Source organism: Zymobacter sp. IVIA_12111.31 C1 (assembly GCF_047495495.1).
Taxonomy (GTDB): Bacteria; Pseudomonadota; Gammaproteobacteria; order Pseudomonadales; family Halomonadaceae; genus Zymobacter.
In genome coordinates this window covers 2,417,598-2,437,891 of the sequence record NZ_CP179930.1, presented here as the reverse complement: position 1 = coordinate 2,437,891, position 20,294 = coordinate 2,417,598, and the positions used below count along the sequence as shown (strand labels likewise).

General features: G+C 58.5%; 14 protein-coding genes and 1 tRNA gene. 7 read left to right on the top strand and 8 right to left on the bottom strand.

Annotated elements, in window-relative coordinates:
- Window positions 1-14 precede the first annotated feature (14 nt).
- Complete coding sequence (gene tssA / locus ACMHYW_RS10940) at window positions 15-1,124, top strand: type VI secretion system protein TssA (protein ID WP_414499938.1); 1,110 nt, start codon at window positions 15-17, stop codon at window positions 1,122-1,124.
- Window positions 1,125-1,154: 30 nt separating this feature from the next.
- On the top strand, window positions 1,155-2,282 hold the full coding sequence (locus tag ACMHYW_RS10935; RefSeq protein WP_414499937.1) for a hypothetical protein: 1,128 nt from the start codon (window positions 1,155-1,157) through the stop codon (window positions 2,280-2,282).
- Here ACMHYW_RS10935 and ACMHYW_RS10930 read toward each other — a convergent pair.
- Complete coding sequence (locus ACMHYW_RS10930) at window positions 2,273-2,530, bottom strand: PAAR domain-containing protein (protein ID WP_414499936.1); 258 nt, start codon at window positions 2,528-2,530, stop codon at window positions 2,273-2,275. The genes ACMHYW_RS10935 and ACMHYW_RS10930 overlap by 10 nt on opposite strands.
- 340 nt (window positions 2,531-2,870) lie before the next feature.
- On the opposite strand from ACMHYW_RS10930, the gene ACMHYW_RS10925 reads away from it, so the two are divergent.
- Both ACMHYW_RS10925 and ACMHYW_RS10920 read left to right on the top strand, forming a co-directional pair.
- A complete protein-coding gene (locus ACMHYW_RS10925; protein ID WP_414499935.1) occupies window positions 2,871-3,056 on the top strand; it encodes a hypothetical protein in 186 nt (61 codons plus the stop codon).
- Between the two features lie 818 nt (window positions 3,057-3,874).
- Entirely contained in the window at window positions 3,875-4,078 is a 204-nt protein-coding gene (locus ACMHYW_RS10920) for a hypothetical protein (protein ID WP_027705854.1), read from the top strand.
- 192 nt (window positions 4,079-4,270) lie between these two features.
- Here the strand turns inward: ACMHYW_RS10920 and ACMHYW_RS10915 are convergent, their stop codons facing one another.
- A complete protein-coding gene (locus ACMHYW_RS10915) occupies window positions 4,271-6,325 on the bottom strand; it encodes a carboxy terminal-processing peptidase (RefSeq protein ID WP_414499934.1) in 2,055 nt (684 codons plus the stop codon).
- 179 nt (window positions 6,326-6,504) lie between these two features.
- Between ACMHYW_RS10915 and ACMHYW_RS10910 the strand changes: the two genes are divergently transcribed.
- Window positions 6,505-7,812, top strand: a complete 1,308-nt coding sequence (locus ACMHYW_RS10910) for a M18 family aminopeptidase (protein ID WP_414499933.1) — start codon at window positions 6,505-6,507, stop codon at window positions 7,810-7,812.
- Between the two features lie 255 nt (window positions 7,813-8,067).
- Here the strand turns inward: ACMHYW_RS10910 and ACMHYW_RS10905 are convergent.
- Window positions 8,068-8,144 (bottom strand) — tRNA-Met (locus ACMHYW_RS10905).
- Window positions 8,145-8,290: 146 nt separating this feature from the next.
- Here ACMHYW_RS10905 and ACMHYW_RS10900 point away from each other — a divergent pair.
- Both ACMHYW_RS10900 and ACMHYW_RS10895 read left to right on the top strand, forming a co-directional pair.
- A complete protein-coding gene (locus ACMHYW_RS10900) occupies window positions 8,291-8,866 on the top strand; it encodes a DedA family protein (RefSeq protein WP_414499932.1) in 576 nt (191 codons plus the stop codon).
- A 154-nt stretch (window positions 8,867-9,020) separates the two neighbouring features.
- Window positions 9,021-9,482: a DMT family transporter gene (locus ACMHYW_RS10895; protein ID WP_414499931.1), complete on the top strand. Its 462-nt coding sequence runs from the start codon at window positions 9,021-9,023 to the stop codon at window positions 9,480-9,482.
- Between the two features lie 143 nt (window positions 9,483-9,625).
- Here ACMHYW_RS10895 and ACMHYW_RS10890 read toward each other — a convergent pair whose 3' ends face one another.
- The 5 genes from ACMHYW_RS10890 to ACMHYW_RS10870 form a co-directional block, all read right to left on the bottom strand.
- Window positions 9,626-11,671 carry an SWIM zinc finger family protein gene (locus ACMHYW_RS10890; RefSeq protein ID WP_414499930.1) on the bottom strand — a complete coding sequence of 682 codons (2,046 nt, stop codon included), beginning with the start codon at window positions 11,669-11,671 and terminating at the stop codon, window positions 9,626-9,628.
- A complete protein-coding gene (locus ACMHYW_RS10885) occupies window positions 11,668-12,804 on the bottom strand; it encodes a VWA domain-containing protein (protein WP_414499929.1) in 1,137 nt (378 codons plus the stop codon). Before ACMHYW_RS10885 ends, ACMHYW_RS10890 begins: the two co-directional genes overlap by 4 nt.
- Before the next feature lie 9 nt (window positions 12,805-12,813).
- Window positions 12,814-15,108 (bottom strand): DUF5682 family protein, encoded by a 2,295-nt coding sequence (locus ACMHYW_RS10880; RefSeq protein ID WP_414499928.1) that lies wholly within the window; start codon window positions 15,106-15,108, stop codon window positions 12,814-12,816.
- Window positions 15,109-15,122: 14 nt separating this feature from the next.
- Window positions 15,123-16,211, bottom strand: a complete 1,089-nt coding sequence (locus tag ACMHYW_RS10875) for an ATP-binding protein (protein ID WP_414499927.1) — start codon at window positions 16,209-16,211, stop codon at window positions 15,123-15,125.
- A 71-nt stretch (window positions 16,212-16,282) separates the two neighbouring features.
- A complete protein-coding gene (locus ACMHYW_RS10870) occupies window positions 16,283-20,047 on the bottom strand; it encodes a DUF4132 domain-containing protein (RefSeq protein ID WP_414499926.1) in 3,765 nt (1,254 codons plus the stop codon).
- Between the last annotated feature and the right edge of the window lie 247 nt (window positions 20,048-20,294).

Below are 20,294 nucleotides of genomic sequence, written 5' to 3'. Positions count from 1 at the left end.
AGGGAGATCTATACATGCAGGAACATAAAGAGCTGGCGCTTGATGCGCTGCTGGCGCCGATTGGCGACAGTGGCTGTGGCGAGGATCTAGGTTTTTCGCTTCTGTTCGATGAGATCAAAGAAGCGCGCCGTGCAGACCCTGATTACCTGAGTCAAGGCGATTGGGCGACCGAGCTCAAGCTGGCCAACTGGCCGCAGGTGATCGAGCTGACCTCCGAAGCGCTGTGCTCTCAAAGTAAGGATTTGATGCTGGCCAGCTGGTTGTGCGAAGCGCTGGCGCATCGCGATCACTTTGAGGGGCTAGCTTTCGGGCTTCACCTGATGGCGAAGATGTCGTCTCAGTACTGGGAGACGATGTTTCCCGAGATGGAAGACGGTCCTGAAGAGCGCCTTTCTCGCTTCTCTTGGTTGGACAGCACGCTGACGCAGGTGGTCAACGAACTGCCACTGACGCAGGAGCATGAGTACGGGTTGCTGCACTATCAGGAGTCCCGCTGGGTGGAAAATCTGGCGCTGCAGAACCCTGATGCGATGGAGCAGGCGCTTCAGGATGGCAAGATCAACGCTGAGATATTCCAGCGTGCCGTTGTGCTGTCCTCGACAGAGTTCCTGCGTGCCCGCCATGCGAGCGTGAAGGTCAGTCTGGATCAGCTAGCCCTGCTGACTGAAACGCTGGATCAGCTGCTTGGCGATGATGCACCGGTATTCCGCGAACTGCGTGAGCACCTTGAGCAGTGCGTTCAGCTGGTCGAGCGATTGCTGACCGATCGCGGTGAAACGCTGACACCGGAAGAAGATGTTGTCAGTGAAGATGCCGACGTGTCCACGAGCGCTGACAGCAGCGACAAGGCGAGTACAGTGGCGGTCACTGCGGGCGCGCATGCGGCACTGCGTACGACACCGCGCACGCGTGAGGAAGCCTTCGAGCTGCTGAACGGTGTTGCCCAGTTCTTCAAGCAGACCGAACCGCACAGCCCTGTACCTTACCTCGTCGAGCGTGCGATCCGTTGGGGACGTATGCCGCTGGAAGAGTGGCTGCGCGACGTCATTCATGAGGACCAGGTGGTCGATAATATCCGCGAAACGCTGGGAACACAGCGACGTGGCGAGTCTTCTGAATATTGAGTGAAATTATCGGGTAGGGAGTAAGGCAAGATGTCCTCGATCTATGACGAGTTGTACCGCCGCCGTGTGTCGCGGCGTCAGGCCCCCATTGCGGAAGGGCGTCGTCATGACTTGTCCGCTGAGCGGCTGTGCTTTGTCGATGGCGTTGCGATCAATGCTGCTGGTACGCAGCTACTGGGTAGCGGTCTGCCTGATGACCTCCCGCTGGCTTCTCCCTGTCCGCTGCTTGTTGATACCCAAGGCTTCCCTCGCTTGGCCAAGCCGATCGGTACGATCGCGCTGAGTGGTCGGCATATCGGTGTCGAAGGGCGGCTGGATGCCCTGTGGGATGTTCTGTCCGGAAGTCTGGACGCGCTGATTCGCCAGCTGCCCGATGGTGAAAGCGTCGATCTTGTGCTGACTTTGCCAGTATCCATTTCGTCATGGCAGCAGCAGGCCCTGCAGCAGAGAATCATCGCACAGCTGATCAAGCATCAGGTCTGGAAGGAAGGCCAAAGCCTGTGTCGCGTGGCATCATCGCAGCACATCAACGCATTGCTTGCCCCTGATCAGAGCACTGGTGCCATGCGCTGGGTGTTCTGGTGCTGCATGGACACGCTGCTGGATGAAGCACAGCTTCGTCATTGGGACTCGCTTTCCACCAAGCGCTCTCCGCTGATTGCGGGAGAAGGCGGTGCCCTCATGTTATTCGAGCGTACGGCTCCTGATGCGGCCCCTACCAAAGGGCGTTTCTGGGTGCGGTCAATGCAACAGCCGCACCAACGTTCTGCATCGTTGGCAAAGCGCGAACGTACCGAAGCGCTCAAGAGCCTGATGGCGGCATTGGTACCTGACGTAAGTGCATCAGGCACTGCAGAAGATGCGCCTGAAATCGCTCCACCGGCGTGTTGCATGATGGATATCGGGGCGGGAGATCGGGCCGGAGATGCCTTTATGGCGCTCTTCGAGCGCTGGGCGGGCCTCTATGAACCGATGGCGAACTGTTTCACCTTAGACCTTTTTTGTGGGTGGGTGGGGCAGGCCGCGCAAGGCACAATGCTGATGATGGCAGTCGCCACTGTGACGGAAAAGGATTCGGCGATGCTGTTATCGCTGAGTGCAACGGACGCCACGGCGATGACGCTGCTGACGCCCGTCGAAGTGGCCGATCAGGCGTGACCGTGCGTCGATGTTGATGCGATGAGCTGGCAACCGCAGGCACAACGGTGCCCATCAAGGGCAATAGGTTTGCCGTTGATCAGCATTGAGGACTCACCTTCGATGATGAGATTAATACCGTGCAGCGGGCAGGCGATTTTGTCGCCCATGCAGGCGACCGGTTTTCCCCCGACGGTATAGGTGCTCTGTGCGCTGATGACCGTACCACCATGTGTCGTCAGATCCCCCAGTACGATAATACCCTTCATGTAAGAAGCTCCTTCCAACAAGCCTGAGTGAATTATCCACAGGGCTTGCGTTTATAGTTGAAATGGCGACTTTATAATTCTGCAGCCATGCATGATAACGCGCCTGAATCGGCGGTACCATGTCATGCTGCGTGGCAGAGCAGTCGCCTTTTTGTTTAGCAATGATGGCCTTGAATGTGCCTGGTCGTGATGCAACGTTTATTCCACGTTGGCTCTTGCCGTAGGGGCCTAACTGTTACGGCCCATTGTTACCACGCACGAGATGGTGTTCGCATGCTCGGCAAACTCGAGGCCCTGTCTCAAAGCAAGGTCCAAGGCGCTGGGGCTTGATGATTAGCCTGTGACGATGGATCATCAACCGCCAACCGCCAACCGCCAACCGCCAACCGCCAACCGCCAACCGCCAACCGCCAACCGCCAACCGCCAACCGCCAACCGCCAACCGCCAACCGCCAACCGCCAACCGCCAACCGCCAACCGCCAACCGCCAACCGCCAACCGCCAACCGCCAAGTCTGATTTTTTAATATGGTCGCAAGTGAGGCTAACCGCGCTTGTATGCCACGACAGTAGTGATGGTCATCCGCCATCGTCGGCACACAGGCATAGTGGCAAGGGGGAGAAATGAGAATACGGCGGAGAAGTGTGATGATTTATAAGATATCCAAAGTAAACAATTAAAAGATATTTTGCGTAAAGTTCTTCGATTTTCTATCCGATAATGTCGCTTTATTTTCCATAACGAAAAGGATCTGGACAAGGTGATGGCAGCGACTAAGCTTGGAATGTGAAAATATTATGTATTGCTGGTTAAACAAATTATCTGAGTTAGGATGAATAAGGCTTCCTTTCCATAGGGTTGCAGGCAAAATGGCAGAGACGTGCTGAAAGAGGGTTATATTTTGTCAGGTATTGCCGATGAAGCTATGGACCGCGCGGCTGTGGGCGTTGTCAGCGATAGCTAGCATGCTTGATAAATGGTGATTAATGTCATACCCTCGACAGAGTTGTTGCAAGCGATGGTCGCCTTGGCCATTCAAGCAGGTCTGCAGCGCCAATCATTTCGTTCATTCTTTTCTCATAGGTATTGCAGGCATCGCCTGTCAATGGCCGTTGAGCCTTGTCGCAAGGGCTCCGCACTTCGTGTCATAACGTTTTGTTGGGTCTGATTAATGTGGTGGGGTTCACGATGTGAGTCTTGGCGCGTGGATCGTCATAGTCTTTATCTTTGCCTTTCGGTCCGTACCATTGCGGCAGCGTTTACCTGTATTTGGGTCGTTAGGTAACGGCTTTAATACATAATATTGTTGTGTACTTACAATTTACATCAGGAAAAAAGAGTCTTATGTCTCGCGAAGGAATTTTATCCGTAAAACAGAAATGGGCGCTGGATGCACAATTAGGCGAGCTGCTGCGGGGGCTTGAACCGCAGGTCGAAGAGCACAAACCCTCCCCTGAAGAGCAGTTCCAGGAACGTCTTCATTCCCTTCTGTCCGAATTTAAACTGAACAAGAAAGAAGCCGTCGATATTGCGCGATTACTATGCTGATGAGTGCCTGATGTTTATTTTGTGAGCGCCACTCTCTAGGCAAGTTGCACCCTTCCGATAAGTTCGACCGTATTGCAGTCATTATTTGATTATAGTGACGGCTATTCTTTTGCTGCGTCTTTTTCAGGCTCTGGCGGGTACGGCATGCCCTGCGCAAGACACAAGGCATACCGCGTATCGTGATGGTCTATCCTACTGCGCGCGCAGTCCGGTCACTGTGGCAAAATCCACCAGTATTTCAGCGGCTTCGTGAAGCTGAGCCTGGTCAATGGGCGTGTCATGACTGTCGTCCGACAAGGCCTGATCGTCGTTGAGCTCCTTGAGTACCGGTAGCTTCAGCATCTGGCGGCGTTCGTTCTCCAGCTTGAGCTGTTCACCCTTCTGAGTTTCCAGCTCTTTTTTGCGCTGTGCCAGATTGAGGCTGATGCTTTTCTCGCTGCGCATCTGTTTCAGCAAGTCCGCTTCTTTGCCCAGATAGAGAAAGTCCGCTTCGTGCGCCACACGCTGTTCGTGCAGCTGCTTCAGTTTGTCGAGCTGCAGTGACGGATAGATATAGCGTGTGTAATGCACCGGACGCACCACATCCCAAGGCAGTACGTTAGGCAGTGCGCTTTCACCGATATCTTTGTTGTCGATCAGGTTCGGGAAGAAGATATCAGGGGTTACGCCTCGTTCCTGCGTACTCTCACCTGAGACACGGTAGAACTTCGCCGTTGTCATGCGCAGTTCACCACCGTGGTCAATATCGACCAGTGTCTGCACCGTCCCTTTCCCGAACGTCTGGCCGCCCAGAATTAGGCCGCGTCCGTAGTCCTGAATGGCGCCTGCGAAGATCTCAGAGGCCGATGCCGACATGCGATCCACCAGTACGGCTAGCGGGCCGGTGTAGGCCATGCCCGGCTGATCGTCAGCGAACAGCGTGATACGGCCGCGTGCATCGCGTACCTGTACCGTCGGGCCACGGTCAATGAACAGGCCAACCATGGAGTTGGCTTCCTGCAGTGCACCTCCGCCGTTGTTGCGCAGGTCGAGTACGATGCCATTGACCTGCTTGGCTTTCAGTTCCTCGATCAGGGCGCGCACATCGCGGGTGGTGCTGCGATAGTTGGTATCGCCCGCCTGCATCGCAGCGAAGTCGATGTAGAACGCCGGTACGGTGATGATGCCGATATGCTCGACATGACCATCGCGATTCACGTCGATGATCTTGCTGTGTGCAGCCTGATCTTCCAGATTGACCTTATCGCGCGGGATGGTGACGATGCGCGTTTGCGTATTGTCCACCGCGCGTGCTGGCACGATCTGCAGCCGTACTGCCGAGCCTTTCGGGCCACGGATACGGTTGACCACATCGTCAAGGCGCATGCCGACGACGCTGGTCAATTCGCTGCCGTCGTCGTTGCCAACGGCAATGATGCGATCGGCCGGGTGCAGCAGACCGCTTTTCTCTGCCGGGCCGCCGGGGATCAGGCTGGCGACGCGTACGTACTCTTCATCGGCCTGCAGCAGTGCACCGATACCTTCGAGCGACAGTCGCATCTGGATATCGAAAGATTCGCTGCGGCTGGGCGACATGTATTCCGTATGCGGGTCGATGGCACTGGTAGCCGCTTCCAGCACGAGGCTCAGCACGTCTTCGTGGTTGGTCTGGCGGATATGCTTGAGCTGTTCCTTGTAGCGCTTGGTCAAACGCTCGGCGATCTGCTCATCGGTTAGCTTCGGCTCGGTCAGACGCAGCGACAGCGCGGCCCCTTTGAGGCGCTTGCGCCAGATATCGTCGAGGGCCTGAGGGGTAATCGCCCACGGCTGCTTGTCGGTATCGGTGCTAAGGCGATCATGTGAGGTGTAATCGAAGTGCGGGTCTTTCTGCAGCCAGTTGATGAGTGTCTGCAGGCGCGCTTCGACGCGCTGCTGGAAACGGTTGTAGAACTCGAACGGACGCTCTAGCTGGCCGTCAGCAAATACGTTGGCGTAGTTGCTTTCCAGCAGGCCGAAATCCTTGAGGTCACCGCTAAGGAGATAGAGGTGCTGGGGATCAAGCAGGTCGAGGAAACGCGCATAGGCGCGCTTCGACCATTCGGCATCGTAGCGGATGTTCTCGTAATGACCGTATCGAATGCGGCTGGCCACTTCGCGGGCAACCTGCTGATCGCCAGGGGCCGGAGAAACAGTAGCCATCGATGGCAGGCTGATTGCCATGCAGGCTGCCAGGACCATCAGATGCTTGGGTAGGGCGAACGGGCTCATTGCGAGGAAATACTCCCGGTTGATGTACACTGCAGTGTCATTGGTTCCGGATACACCGGTTACTTTGCACAGTAGCCTGAAGGAAGCCGAGCCGATGCAGGAATGAAAAGTGTAGCAGCCTGCCTGCCATACCGCCTGCAACGGCCTGAATCATTTCAGGGTATAGAGGAGGTATGACCATGTCACGTTCTGTGCTGGAACGTTTATTCGATTTCCTTGATCACGCTCATACATCATGGCACGCCGCGGCTCGAATGGCACATCATCTTCGTCAGGCGGGCTATATTGCGTTGGATGAGCGGGCTGTCTGGGGGCTCGAACCCGGTGGCCGCTACTATACAACACGTGACGATGGGGCATTGATCGCTTTCCAGCTGCCAAAAGGCGCTGTTAAGGCGATCAGAATGATCGGGGCGCATACGGACAGCCCTCATCTGCGTTTAAAACCGTCACCGTTTATCATCACGCGCGATTGGGTCGCGCTGGGGATTGAAGTCTACGGTGGAGCACTGCTGGCGCCGTGGTTTGATCGTGATCTCGGTATTGCCGGGCGCGTTCTGCTGGCATCGCCTGAGGGTAAGTGCGAAACGCGGCTGGTCGATTCCCTACGGCCGGTAGCGGTAGTGCCCAGTTTGGCCATTCACCTCGACCGCGAGGCCAACAAGGGCAAGACGCTCAACCCACAGACGCAGATGAACGCCATCCTCGGGAGTGCCAGTAGCGCACCGCGTGATATCACGGCACTGGTTGAACAGCTGCTGGCGGCTCAGGGCGAATCGCTGGGTGAGCGACGCGTCATTGAGTTTGAATTAGGGCTGTACGACTGTCAGCCTGCTGCACGTGTGGGCATCGACGGTGAGCTGTTTGCCAGTGCGCGTCTCGACAATCTGCTGTCGTGCTTTTGTGGGCTGGAAGCGTTGCTGCAGAGCGATGGCGAGCAGGCGGTGATGTTCGTGGCGAATGATCACGAAGAAGTAGGCAGCGGCAGTCCCGGTGGCGCACAGGGCACATTCCTTGACGATGTGCTGACGCGTATCCATGCCGCAGTCGGCGATGGCACACCGGAAGGGCGCATTCGTTTGATTCAGCACTCGTGCATGATGTCGTGTGACAACGCTCATGGGCTGCACCCTAACTTCCTTGATCGTCACGATGCCGGGCATGCGCCTGCGCTCAATGGTGGTCCCGTCATCAAGTACAACGCCAATCAGCGCTATGCCACGACCAGTCGCACGGCGGGGCTGTTCAAGCAGCTGTGTGCCAAGGCGGGCGTGCCCGTGCAGGCATTTTCGACGCGCGCGGACATGGGGTGTGGCAGTACGATCGGGCCGTTAACGGCCACAGCGCTCGGGATCGCTACGCTGGATGTAGGGTTGCCCCAGTGGGCGATGCACTCTATCCGTGAAACGGCAGGCAGTGAGGATCCTGGCTATCTGATCAAGGCGCTGGTGGAGTACTGCAATGCGTCGGATGAGGCGCTGCTGTAGTCTGGCCGCGTAGGCGCATCGGGGGGCCTGACATGCTTTGCTGTCAGGTCCTCTCGCCTATTCACAAGAGGACTCACTCGAAAACGATGGGCATGCGGATATCGCGAGGCCACCAGCAGGGAGCGTTCGGCATCACATAGCATGCTTGTGGCCGTTTAGGACGGGGCGAGGAGATCAGGAGAGAAAAGCTGTGAGTAACGGGCAGAAATGCAAAAAGCCCTTTGACGCCGAAGCGTCAAAGGGCTTTTCTGAATCTGGTGGCTACGCCCTGACTCGAACAGGGGACCCCATCATTATGAGTGATGTGCTCTAACCAACTGAGCTACGTAGCCGTCGATGGCTGCGCATGTTACTGATAAGAGGCCCGAACGTCAACACCTTTTGCGCAACTATTCTGAAAAGCGGTAAAGGACAACGAGATGCTGCCTGCGCGAGGTGGTAGCCTCTTTCTTGGGTACTTATCTGCGGGAGCACTGGCATGAGTGACAGCGTGAATCTGTGGCTTCAGCACTACGGTTATCTGGCCGTGCTGCTGGGGTGTCTGCTTGAAGGTGAGACGGTCGTGATTCTGGCCGGCATTGCGGTGCACAAGGGGCTTTTCTCTCTGCCTATGCTGATGGGCGTCGTCTGGTTTGGGGGCATGCTCGGGGATGTGGTGCTGTATCTGATGGGGCATTTCTTCGGACAGAAGCTACTGGACAAGCTGTCGTGGCGTAAAGGGCGCGTGCGCAAAGTGCAGGGGATGATCCGACGCCATCAGCATTCGGTCATCTTTGGTGTGCGCTTTCTATACGGGCTGCGCATCGTGGGCCCGATCGTGATCGGTACTAGCGGCGTGCCCATTCGTACCTTTCTCTTCTTTAACCTGCTGGGAGCTGCGGTCTGGGCTGTACTGTTCACCCTGTTGGGCTATCTGATTGGGCCAGCAGTGCTGAAGGCCTATGCGCAGGTTGAGCAGTATCAGGGCTGGGTGTGGGGCGGTATTGCGTTGCTAGTAGTGGCATGGTGGGGTGGGCACTACTGGTGGTCACATCGCCACCGTCACGAGCGATAAAACACGACGTGCGACAGACACGAGCGATTCTGTTTCTTTCACCGTATGCTATGGCACTCGTTGACTTGGCTGGCGGGGCTATTCGCCAGTGGAATGACGAGTGGGTGAGGCGCAAGGCTTCACTTTCATGATGGCGGGATGGAAAGGAGTCGGAATGAACTACGCATATCTCTTAATGGCGTTGGCTGGGGGATTCGGGCTGTCCGTGCAGGCCTCAATCAATACTCGTCTGGGCGCTAGCATGGGGGGACAGTCGCTGATCGCTGCACTGTCGTCCTTCGCTGTGGGTACGCTATGCCTGCTGCTTATCGCATTATGGCAGGCCGACTGGCACAGCGTTTCTACCAACCTTGGTAAACAAGCATGGTGGAACTGGACGGGCGGGCTGATCGGGGCGGCTTTCGTATTCACGTCCATCTTCCTATCGCCGCGTCTGGGTGTGTCCAACACGATGTTCCTGTTCATCATTGGGCAGCTGACGGCCGGTATGTTGATCGACGGTTTTGGGCTGTTGCAGATGCCCGTACGTCCCGTACATTGGTGGAAATTCGTGGGCATGGGCATCATGCTGAGTGGGGTGGCCGTCTTCATGTTCGGTGACCGCTGGTTCGACTGATGACGTTGGCGCGTTCGCCATTCTCTCCCAACGCTGTCATGAATCCATGACATGACGACCATGTGCATTTGATGCAGTGCTCATCACTACAATAAAAGGCTGCATCGTTGCATGCATCAGAGGCGCTACCGCTGGGTGCTCTCTTACTCTATCGGACCATCATCCTGTTCCAGCGCATCGCGCAGTACGATGGCGCGGGTCAGCGTTGCGGGCCATTCCTCTTCCTGTCCTTGTTGAATCTGATCGCACAGCAGGCGCAGTAGGCGAGCGAGCGCTTCGAAGCCGCCGTCATGTACGGCCGCTGCCAGCTGGCGCATGTCTTCGAATGCTCGCGGTGACTGATGACGGATGCCGTTGTGCAGCCATTGGATCAGTTGAGTCTGGCAGCGCGCCAGCAGTATGGCGTCGACGGTTCGTCCATCGTTCGATAGAGAGGAGGCTGGTGGCAGCACGATGGCGGAGGGCGGGTGTTCGGCGTGCAGTGCCCATGCGCGCCGCTGGGTCATAACCATTAGCGGTTCCATTTCCAGCCGACCAGACTTCATACGTACATAGCCCGATATCTTGCCGAGTGGCACTTTGTTCTGTTCACCCAGAATGTGAATCAGTGTGTCGATCGCCTGCGGTGCACTGCGCTGTACGGGTAGCCGAAGATAGAGCATATCGTCGTCGCCATCTTGCCCACTGATGACGGCCTCCAACTGTTGCTGAGCCGCATTCCAATGCAGCTGTTGGCAGGTGCCTATGGGGACGATGAAGAGATTGTCTGCCTGATGCCATGCTCGGACAAACGCGGGCAGTCGCTGTCGCAGGTGCTGGCGCAAGGCACTGATGCTGGCGGGGCACTGCGTCACCTGTGGCATGTGCCATGCCTGTGGGCTGAGTGGCGCGGTACTGGTGCGTCGTGCGCGGGACTCCAGCTTCAGTTCGCCTTTTGCGGTGCGATAGGCTCCTTGGGCGACAACCTGTCCCCCGGCCAGTGTGGCGATCTGGGCATTGGCGATACGACGTCGTTCCAAGGGAATATTGGCCTGTTCTGCAAGTGGCCACTGACGTGTGATATGCAGCAGGCTGCCCGTGTCGGGGTCGATGAACCATAGCCGGGCGCTGTAGTGCTCGGTGTCTTGGGCGCTTTTCATGCCCAGCGAGACCAGCCGCAGATGATCAAGCTGGCTTTCGCCGTCAATGCCTTGGCCTACGATGGTGCGCCACGGCTGTGGCGGCAGTTCACCTTGCTGCGTGAGGCAGGCCATCTGATGCGCCGCCTTCAGTCGGGCGCATAGCTCGGCGCATTCCGTCAGCGTGTGCTCGGCATCGTAGTTCGATGCGCGGTGCTGAAATGCGTACAGGCTATCGCCTAGTTGTTGCAGTGCGGCGCTTATCCAGCGCCATTCCAGTTGCTGTGCTGCGCGCAGTGCTTTCTTTAACGCTCGTTCAAACCCGACCGGCGGCTGACTGAGGCCGTCCTGCCACAGTGTGAGATAGAGCGCATTGACGCTCTCGACGCAGGCTTGGCCTTCGACGGTATCGAATGGGTTGGCGGCGCGAGTGCCATCCTGTTCGGCTCCTTGAGCATGCAGTTGCCACGTAAGCTGTTCGAAGCCCGGTTGTTGGGCTTCAGCGGCAGCGAACGCTTGCACGGCCAGAATGACATGCTCGCACAGCGTGCCTTCGACACAGTCGCAGCGTGCGAAGCGCAGGCTGTTGCGCGAAAAGAAGCGGACATCACTCATTGGCAGGCGGGCAGCGGGTACGCCATTGGACGGGCAGCTTAGTTCGATGATTAGTCCTTGCGTCGCTAGAGTCTGCGCGCGGCGGTGGGTGGCGGCGGGCAGTTCGTTTAGCGCTGTCAGCCAGTCGCCGGGGTGCCAGCGGCCAGCGGCAGGTGTCTCTGCAGCGGGCGCTTGTTCGGCGCAGTGTTGTTGGTAGGCCAGCACCAGCATCACGCGGTGGCGGCACATGCCGCTGGCGGGGCAGCTGCATTGTGCTTCCTTAAGGGCGCTTTCGGGTGGCAGGGAGGTTACAGTGCCATCGTCAAAGCGGGCTTCGAGCGTGCCGTCCTCATGCAATATGAGTTCGGGGGCCTTGCCTGCCTCGAGCGTCTTCTGACATCGCTTGACGAAGCCGGCATTGCTGAGCGTTATCAATGCCTGTGGCGTCAGTTCTAGCAGTTCCTGCCGAATGTTCATGCGTCCAGTACCTCTGCTAGCCAGCCGGCCAGTTCGCCGGGGGTCATGGCAGCCACTTGTGCACCGACGTTGACCATTGCCTGTGCGATGTCATGGTCGTAGTGAGGTGTGACCTCGTTGTCGAGCGCGGCCAGCCCCAGCACTTTGATGCCGCTCTGCACGCTCTGGCGAATATGCTGTATCAGTGCACCGTGATAGCCGCCTTCGCAGAAATCGCTGACCAGCACGATGATGCCTTTCTGTGGATTGTCGATCAGCTGGCGTGCGTACTGTACGGCTTGGGCGATGTGAGTACCGCCGCCCAGTTGTACCTTCATCAGTAGCTCTACGGGGTCCTGCACGTCGGCAGTCAGGTCGACCACTTGGGTGTCGAAAGCGACAAGGTGAGTGCGGACGCCTGGTAGATCCCACAGGCAAGCGGCCATTACCGCCGCGTGAATGACCGAGCTCAGCATTGAGCCGCTCTGATCGACCAGCAGCACCAGCTGCCAGGCTTCGCTGTGCCGTTTGGTGCGGCTGATGAAGACCGGCGATTCGATATAGAGCTTTTGGCGCTGAGGATCCCAGCGGTGCAGGTTGTCGCGCACGGTGCGCTGGAAATCGAAGTTGCGGGCATTGGCAATACGCGAGCGTCGCCGCCGATCCCGTGTACCCGAAAAGCTTTGACGTATCTCGTGTGCCAGTTTGGCCATGATCTGTTCGATCACCTGCTGTACCAGCTGACGGGCCAGTTGCAGCACGTCAGGATTCATCAGGTGCTTGGTATGCAGTACCGCGCGCAGTAGGCCTTCGGAGGGCGCGATGCGCTTTAGCACGTCAACATTGGTCACTACATCGTCGATGCCATACCGCAGCACCGCATCGCTCTCCAGCCGTTCGATCACGTCGGTAGGAAACAGGGTGTGGATGGTATTGATCCATTCCGGCGTCGAGAGCTGCGAAGAACCGTGCCCGCCTTGGCGTTCGCCGCGCTGCAGTCGCTCGGGGTCGCGCCCGTACAGCCATTCTAGGGCGCTGTCCATCGCCTGTATCCGTTCATCCAGCCCGCCTAAGCGGTCTTCGGAGGCTTCTCCGAGCAGCAGGCGCCAGCGCTGAAGCTCGGGTATCGACAGGATATCGGGTAGATCTGACATGAATCGTCCTTAGAGCACGCCCCATTGGCGCAGTCGCTGTAGTGCGTACTGCTCGAGGCGTTGATTGCGCGCCTGTCGTTCGGGAGCAACGGCAATGGGCTGGGTCAGTTGAGTGGCGGCAAGCGGCAGCTGATAGTGTGCAAGCACCTGGTCGGCCAGCTGACTTCGTTCCTGCGGAGGTAGCCACGCGAAGGCGGCACGCAGGTCAGGCAACGCCTGAACGAAGTCATCGGTGCCAAGCTGTGCTAGCTGCTGACTGAAGCCTTCCACGAAGGCCGTGTGCGACGTCAGCTGGTGGCGTGCCAGGGCCATCAGTCCCTGCAGTGCTTCCCCCAACTGCAGCGGTGTGCAGTGGGACAGCAGGACCAGAGCACTTTCGGCGGTGGCGGAGGGGTGTTCGATGCGGATCAGGGTGCCCAATGCTGCTCCGCGGATGAGCGGTGCGGCGCTCAGCGCTTGCGATCGGCGCTGGATTACGGCCTGTGCGCGAGGCAGCGGGAGCAACGCCCGTGTCGCAGAATGGTCGAGGTGCCCTTGGTCGCGCAGGATATGGCATAGCACCTGCCAAGCGTGCAAATGGGCATTGAGCTGTGGCTTATCGACAGTGTTGGTGGCTTCGAGTAGCCATAGTGCGCGGTCCAATGCCGCCTGCAGCGTAGCCTGCACGATGTCGCCGTACTGTCGGTCGTAGCGCCAGAGGTTGTACAGCACTTCAAGCGCGCTACCTACAGCGTCGAAGCGACTCTCACGTGCAATGAGCAGTGTGAGCTGGCTCAGCAACTGCTGACTGAAACGGGTTAGCCCTGCCAGCGCCGCATCGTTCAGCAGATGAGCCACTCGGGATAGATCGCTGGCCGAGGCCAGTGCTGCCGTTAGCCGTTGGCGAGCGGCATCCTCCAATGTGGCACCGTAGCGCGCCGCTTCGATCAGGGCCGCATGTTGATGCAGCGTTGTTTGTACCTGCCACTGCTCCTCGCTGTCGGCCGACAGCACCGATGGGCTGCCGTGGAGGCAGTGGATGCCGGGAATCTCCAGAATTTTCAGTCGATGCAGTACTTGGCTCTGCTGGAGTCCCTGTTCATCCAGCCTGTTCAGTGACAGCGTGGACGGGGGAGAAATATCGACGCGGGCCAGCTCACGGCGCACATCGCCCGGCAGCGGGGGCTGAGGCGTGTCGGCAGCCAGTGTGCCGTAGTGCTGGCCGGCCAAACAGTCGACCAGCGCAACGACAATCGGGTTGGTACCCGCATGCAGCGTGCCGCGATAGCTCCACGGCAGCGGTTCATCAAGCGCTTCCTTGATCAACGTGCCGGCGAGGGCATCCAACCAGTCCGAGCGCAGTGGTATGCGGTGACCGCGAAGCTGCGCCAGTGCCTGCGCGTGCAGATGCGCGGCTCCCATATCGGCGGTGGAGGCGGGCTGACGCTTGTGGCGTAGCGCCGACATTACGGTGTACAGCAGCCGCTCACCCGCTGGTGCTTGGCCGTGTTCCCAGCACCAGCGCTGCCATAGCGGTGCCGGCATTCCTGACAGATAGCCTGTCAGCACGTCCAGTTTCTTCTCGCTGTATGGCATCAGGTAGCTGCCGACGGCCTGCGCATCGGCCGGTGGTGAGGGCACTTCAGGCGGAGTGGTTGCTGATGGGCAGTCTAGCCACTGACGTGCCAGTGCCGGAGCGTGCCAGCCTCCACAGACGACCACGACCGGCCCTTGCCGCTGCGCCATCGCCCATGCGACCCAGCGGGCCATGTAGGCCTCTCGGCGTTGATCACGCTGACTGCCGGGCTGGGTGTGGCGCAATCTATCGAAATAGTTGGTCAGTGCCGTTGGCAGTACATCGGTTTGAGCCTCGTCTTCGAACAGGTGGTCCCATAACGCATCGACATTTTCCATGTGCGTGGCGTGGCGAAGTGCCTGTTCGTAGGCCTGAGCGTGATCACCCTCAGTGTCATCATCTTCATCATGGGCCCAGATCGGCAGGTCGATGAAACGAATGTTGGCCTGCTGACGGTGGGCGGCCTGCAGTGCCTGCCACTCCGGTGACCACTCGGCAAAGGGTACCCAGGCTCTTGCGCTACGTGACTCATCGTTTTCATGTTGGCAGTACTCATACAGCGCAATCGGCAACTGATGAGGCAACAGCAACTCGTTCAGGCGTGGATTGAAATCGGCGGGGCCTTCGATCAGCACATAGGCTGGTCGTACCTGTTCGATGCACTGCCTGACCCAGCGTGCACAGGCGGGGCTATGGTGACGAACGCCGATGATTGTGGGCGCATCGGACACCGAGACGGGTACCGTCATGGTCGATTCCCTTTTCAAGGCAGGCGATGGCGAGCCTGATAATAGGCCTGCCAGTGCGCACCTTCTCGACTATGGACGCGCTGTTCGAAGTAGCGGCGCAAGCGGGCACGGTCGTCTTCGTTGTCCTTGACGATAGTACCTGCGATGCAGTCAACGAGATCGGCCGGTTCGCCTTCTCGCTGGTAGAGGAACCATGCCCGTACACCAACCGCATGTGCCACGTTGACCGCTTCGGCCGTCGACATGATCGCGTTGAGCGTATCCATCGACGTTTTCTGAGCACCATTGGCGCGCAGGTCGCGGAAGGTGCGCACCAGCAGTTCCAGTATGCTGTCCGGCACAGTATGTGGGATGCCACTGTGTGCCAGCAGGCGTTGTGAGGCCGATGCCACCAGCGCCAGCTCCTGCTGAAAGTCCATGATGGGGAATACGGTCTCGAAATCGAAGCGGCGCTTCAGCGCGGCACTCATGTCGTTGACACCTCGGTCGCGGGTGTTGGCGGTCGCGATGATGTTGAAGCCCTCACGTGCGTAACACTGGCTGTCGTCGTCGCTCAGTTCGGGCACGGTCATCACGCGGTCGGACAGCATACCCAGCAGGCAGTCCTGCACTTCCTGTGGCGCACGGGTAATCTCTTCAAAGCGCACGAGCTTGCCGTCACGCATGCCTTGATAGAGCGGCGCGGGCACCAAGGCATCAAGAGTCGGTCCTTGGTTGATCAGTTGGGCGTAGTTCCAGCCATATTTGATCTGGTCTTCGGTGATGGACGCCCCGCCTTGAATTGTCAGGCTGGCATCTCCGCTAATGGCCGTGGCCAGCAGTTCGGACAGCAGCGACTTGGCCGTACCGGGCTCACCGACCAGCATCAGGCCACGACCCGTGGCCAGTGTGACCAGCATGCGTTCGATGGAAGCGGTAGATGCAACAACCTTGGCAGATACGGCGTGAGCTTCATCACCAAGGATGAAGGCACGCACGGCCGGCAGGCTGAGTTGCCAGCCCGGCGGGCGTGGCCCTCTATCTTGCTGTTGAAGCCGGGCCAGTTCATCGGCGTAGAGTACCGCCGCAGGGGGACGTTGAAAGGAAGCCTTTTGGGCTGGCATGGTGATTCTCCTGAGCGAACATGCGTCGATAGCGAAAGAGAGCTTCACGGTGTGCCGTGAAGCCTCCGGTATCAGCTAAATAGGTTCTCGATGTCATTGAGGAGTTCGCTGGCGGCCACATCACTGAGCTCGCTGAACGTGTGCTTGCACTGCTTTGGATCCCACCAGCCCAGATACTCGGGCATCCCCTTCACGAGCCCTATCGCGCGGACAGTCTGTTCAGCACAGAACTCGTCCGGCGGCAGGCCCACGCAGAACCCTTCGCTCATATCCATGACTGCTGTCCAGTCTCCCATCGGTTTCATCATGCACCCGATCCAGCCAGCGTCCTGTGGTTCACCACGCAGCCAGCCCCTGTTGGTCAGTCCGGCCAGTCGGCCGCTTGGGCACAGGTTGTTTTGCCAGCGGTCCAGTATCAGCGATTCGCGCTCGGCGTCGGTCAGGGCATAGCAGGGACGATCCAGCTGGCTGAATGGCGGCAGCAGTTCGTAATCGGTGAACAGCTGGCCGAAGGCCACTGCATCCTGCTCGGGGATTTCCAGTCGATGAGGCAGGCCAATTAGAGCGGTGCCTTCTGGCAACAGGAACTCATCGTCTTCAGCAGTGCTGTAAGTGTTGTCTTCTGCCACGCGGAAGCAGTGGGTCAGCTGCTTATCGGCATCGTAGGCGGCCCATACCAGACGTCGTGTCAGGTGGCCAACCAGCGGGTGCTCGACGAGGAATTGGCGGAACTGGACCTGCGTCCAGCGGCGCTGCTGGCACATGGCTGATTCCAGACGCTGCACCTGCTGACTGGCAATCGCACGGGCGTCTTTCTTCAGCGCCTTGTAGCGAGTGACAGCGTCTGCCGACTGGTCGGGATCATCGCTCTTATTGGGGCGAGGGAGGTCTTTGAGGCGGCTACCCTGCATGTCACGTACGAACGGTTTGAGGGCTTCGTCGAAGCTGACCGTGAACTGGCGCGGTCCGAAATCGAGCCGCATTGATCCTTGTGCGTCCAGCCCCAGATCGGGTGCCAAGCGATCTTCCAGCTCGGCTACTGTCAGTTCGCGCTGTTCGGCGATCTGCGCGATTTTTTCGCGTGCCTTTTCACGCAGGCCTTTGAACTTGAGCTTCTGGGCGATGCCGTTGAGCTGCATCAGGGCGATATCGGTACCGATCTGTGCCAGTATTTCCAGCCCCGTGACCGCGCGCTTGTGCTGCGATTCTCCGGGCCAGATACGGATCATCGGGGTTAGCTGGCGGGCTGTTTCATCGTTGCCGAAGATGCCCAGTGCAGTGAAGGCCCAGTTATCCTTGGATGGCGCACCGGCCGACAGCCATGCCGAGAACATGTCCCATGCGAAAGCGGCCTGTGAGTCGGGCGTACACGCGGCCCTGACCTGTTCCAGCCCCGGATACAGACCATCGACCATTGGGAAACGCAGCATGGTGCCGATATGCTCCAGCGCAGTGTCAGGCAGGGCTTTTCCACTGTGCAGGCAAGGACGACGCCAGCGCTGGGGGCTATAGAACGCAGGCAGGGCCGGACGTTTGGTCGGGAAGTTGTCAAGCGGATCAAGTGCCAGCAGAGCTTCCAGCGCGGCCATGACGTCAGGCTGGTCATAGCGGGCGGCGATGTCGCGAATCAGTGTTTCGTGTTGCTCGTTTGCCAGCATCAGCAAGGCCGCTCGTGCGTGGTCACGGGCTTCCCCTTTGCGCCCAAGCGCGTCAGGCAGTACACCTGCAATGGCATGCTCGGGGTAGGCCAGCAGCCACTGCTTGGCGTCTTCGCGCACTGTTTTCAGCTTGTTGAAGGCGCGAGCCATACGCGGCGCCAGTTCTGTTGCGCCTATTTGCAGCGCGGTCGCCATATTCTCCTGAGGTGCCCGCCCGAAGCTCTTGATGAAACCTTCCAGTGCGTCCAGCCCAAAGCGATACATGATGGCATCCGCGCCATTGCTGATGTCGCCCGCCAGTGCCGTCCAAGCTTCGATGGCCTTGTCGTGCGGTAGCTCGCATAGCACATACAGCTCCATGGCTGGCACATAGTAAGTTGTCTGCTTGCGCCACTGCTGTCTGAAATCGTCATAGTCGCCCTTGTCGAAGGCCTCGACGAGGGCGGTGGGAACTCCTTGCTCTGAGCCGTAGCGACGGTATCCCATCAGTTTCAGCAGCTGAGGCGTGCCGACGTCTTTCGCTTTGGCTATTCGGTCGTTGATCCACGGCATCGGCGCAGCCAGTGGTTTGAGTAGCGGCTCAACGGTGAGGTGTGGCAGCTCAAGCTCGGTAATCTGTACCTTTTTCTTCTTTGTCAGCCACGGTGGCATGACCAGAATGTCCGGCAGTTCACTGTCATCGGCCAGCTCGACGGGCCTGTCGAGCTGCTGTTGAATGCCCTTAATGACGTTCAGAGCCCCAGTGGATAGCCAAGGTGCAATATCTTCAGCGAGGTGCGGTTGATCGCCAATCAGCGCTATGAGCTGCCCGTTCCAGAACGGCGTGTCCTTATCCTTGCGCGTACCCAGCAGTTCGGCCAGCGCAGCGGCGGCAGCGTGCGGGTACTTGGCAATCGCATCGGTACACTGCTTGAAGTAGTCCTTATTGCGTTGCGCCACTTTGAGCAGCAACGTCAGGGCATCAGGGTGGTTGATTTTACCCAGTACCGTGCCGAGCTCGTAAATTTCATGGTAGGCCGCGATGCGAGCAATGCCCGGGATACCGTGCTCTCTCAGTAATGTGACAAGCGCTGAGCCTTCGAAAAAGTGGTAGCCGAATACCCCCTGCTGGCGGTAGCCGTCGAGTCGCGCCACGGTATCAGGGCGTGTGGCGGTCAGCTTGAGCCACTCCAGCGATGCCATCTCTTTATCGCCTGCCGCCTGTTCAGTGATCAGGTCGGCCAGTTCTGGCTTCTCTGGCAGCAGGAACGAGACGAAGGGGCGTCGCCAGCAGGGAATGAGCGGCAGGGCGTCGATGAGGCGCCGAGCGCAGCGTTGCCAGAGGGCCTCGTCGGCGCGAGTCAGATGGAAACGCAGGCGCGCCTCGAACTCACTCAGATAGTAGCGGCGTTGCACCCCGACCACAGTATCTGCTATTGCGAAATGGAAGCTGCCTTGTCGGTAGTCGCTGACGCTCCATAACTGCTGTCGATAAATGAACAGCTCAATGACATAGTCCAAGCCGTAGCCATCAACGAGCGCATCCATCAGGTTCGTTTCGGTCGCCGGGTGCTCGGGAGTGCCGCGACTGTGCGTCAGACGGCTACAGGTGATCTCGGCTAGGATGGCGCCTACACGCGGTGATGACTCAGGGAAGGGAAGTTGCTGGTCGATGTGCTGCTGGGCCAGCGCAACGTCATCTTGATAAGACGCCGGGCATTCCGAGGCATCAATGTGGATGGTCTTCCGTTCCCAGTGTGCTTGGCGAATGGCGGCCTGCTGCAAGGCTTGGGACGCCGCTTTGTCCATCGGCGCGTAGGCCTGCCGCGCTGGCGTAGGCAGTAGGCGATGGCTGAAGGCCGTGGCGGCCATGCTTTCAGGGAAGGGAATGGCTTCGGAATCCAGCAACCACGGCGGACGCTGTCCCGTTTGGGTCGCTGGAGCGGCTTCGACAGGAGTGCTGGCCTTAACCTGTGCTGTTGGCGCAGGGGTTCCTTCTTCCACGACATAGCCTTTCTTTTGTTTTTCCTTGATGAGCTTGTCCTTTTCCAGCGCAGCACCCTCGACATTGGCAAAGTCCTTGGTGCGGCTTTGCCCTTGGCTGCCGACTTTCCCCCAGCGCAGGTGCAGTTCCTTCTCGTGCTGTTCTACGGTCCAGAACTTGTGTGATTTGGCATCCTGGTAAATCAGCGTAGTCATGGCGTGATCCCTGAAGTGATGGACGAGAGTCATCGTGCTGCTGACGATACTATCCCAAATAAACGGGGTTACTTTTTTGGAAGATCAACAATTTTCGCACCTGATCGGTTTCCACAAATTCATCTGGCGGACCATGCCGCTATATCGTGCGATGGAGCAGAATCGTTGAGGAAACGTAGCTCCATGAGTACGAGCAACGTGGCCTTATCTGTCGAGTGAGCCGGCATAAAAGAATGGCGCCTTCCTG

Coding starts and splice junctions, on each gene's coding strand:
- tssA (WP_414499938.1), top strand. CDS start 15: ATGCAGGAACATAAAGAGCTGGCGCTTGATGCGCTGCTGGCGCCGATT.
- ACMHYW_RS10935 (WP_414499937.1), top strand. CDS start 1,155: ATGTCCTCGATCTATGACGAGTTGTACCGCCGCCGTGTGTCGCGGCGT.
- ACMHYW_RS10930 (WP_414499936.1), bottom strand. CDS start 2,530: ATGAAGGGTATTATCGTACTGGGGGATCTGACGACACATGGTGGTACG.
- ACMHYW_RS10920 (WP_027705854.1), top strand. CDS start 3,875: ATGTCTCGCGAAGGAATTTTATCCGTAAAACAGAAATGGGCGCTGGAT.
- ACMHYW_RS10915 (WP_414499934.1), bottom strand. CDS start 6,325: ATGAGCCCGTTCGCCCTACCCAAGCATCTGATGGTCCTGGCAGCCTGC.
- ACMHYW_RS10910 (WP_414499933.1), top strand. CDS start 6,505: ATGTCACGTTCTGTGCTGGAACGTTTATTCGATTTCCTTGATCACGCT.
- ACMHYW_RS10900 (WP_414499932.1), top strand. CDS start 8,291: ATGAGTGACAGCGTGAATCTGTGGCTTCAGCACTACGGTTATCTGGCC.
- ACMHYW_RS10895 (WP_414499931.1), top strand. CDS start 9,021: ATGAACTACGCATATCTCTTAATGGCGTTGGCTGGGGGATTCGGGCTG.
- ACMHYW_RS10890 (WP_414499930.1), bottom strand. CDS start 11,671: ATGAACATTCGGCAGGAACTGCTAGAACTGACGCCACAGGCATTGATA.
- ACMHYW_RS10885 (WP_414499929.1), bottom strand. CDS start 12,804: ATGTCAGATCTACCCGATATCCTGTCGATACCCGAGCTTCAGCGCTGG.
- ACMHYW_RS10880 (WP_414499928.1), bottom strand. CDS start 15,108: ATGACGGTACCCGTCTCGGTGTCCGATGCGCCCACAATCATCGGCGTT.
- ACMHYW_RS10875 (WP_414499927.1), bottom strand. CDS start 16,211: ATGCCAGCCCAAAAGGCTTCCTTTCAACGTCCCCCTGCGGCGGTACTC.
- ACMHYW_RS10870 (WP_414499926.1), bottom strand. CDS start 20,047: ATGACTACGCTGATTTACCAGGATGCCAAATCACACAAGTTCTGGACC.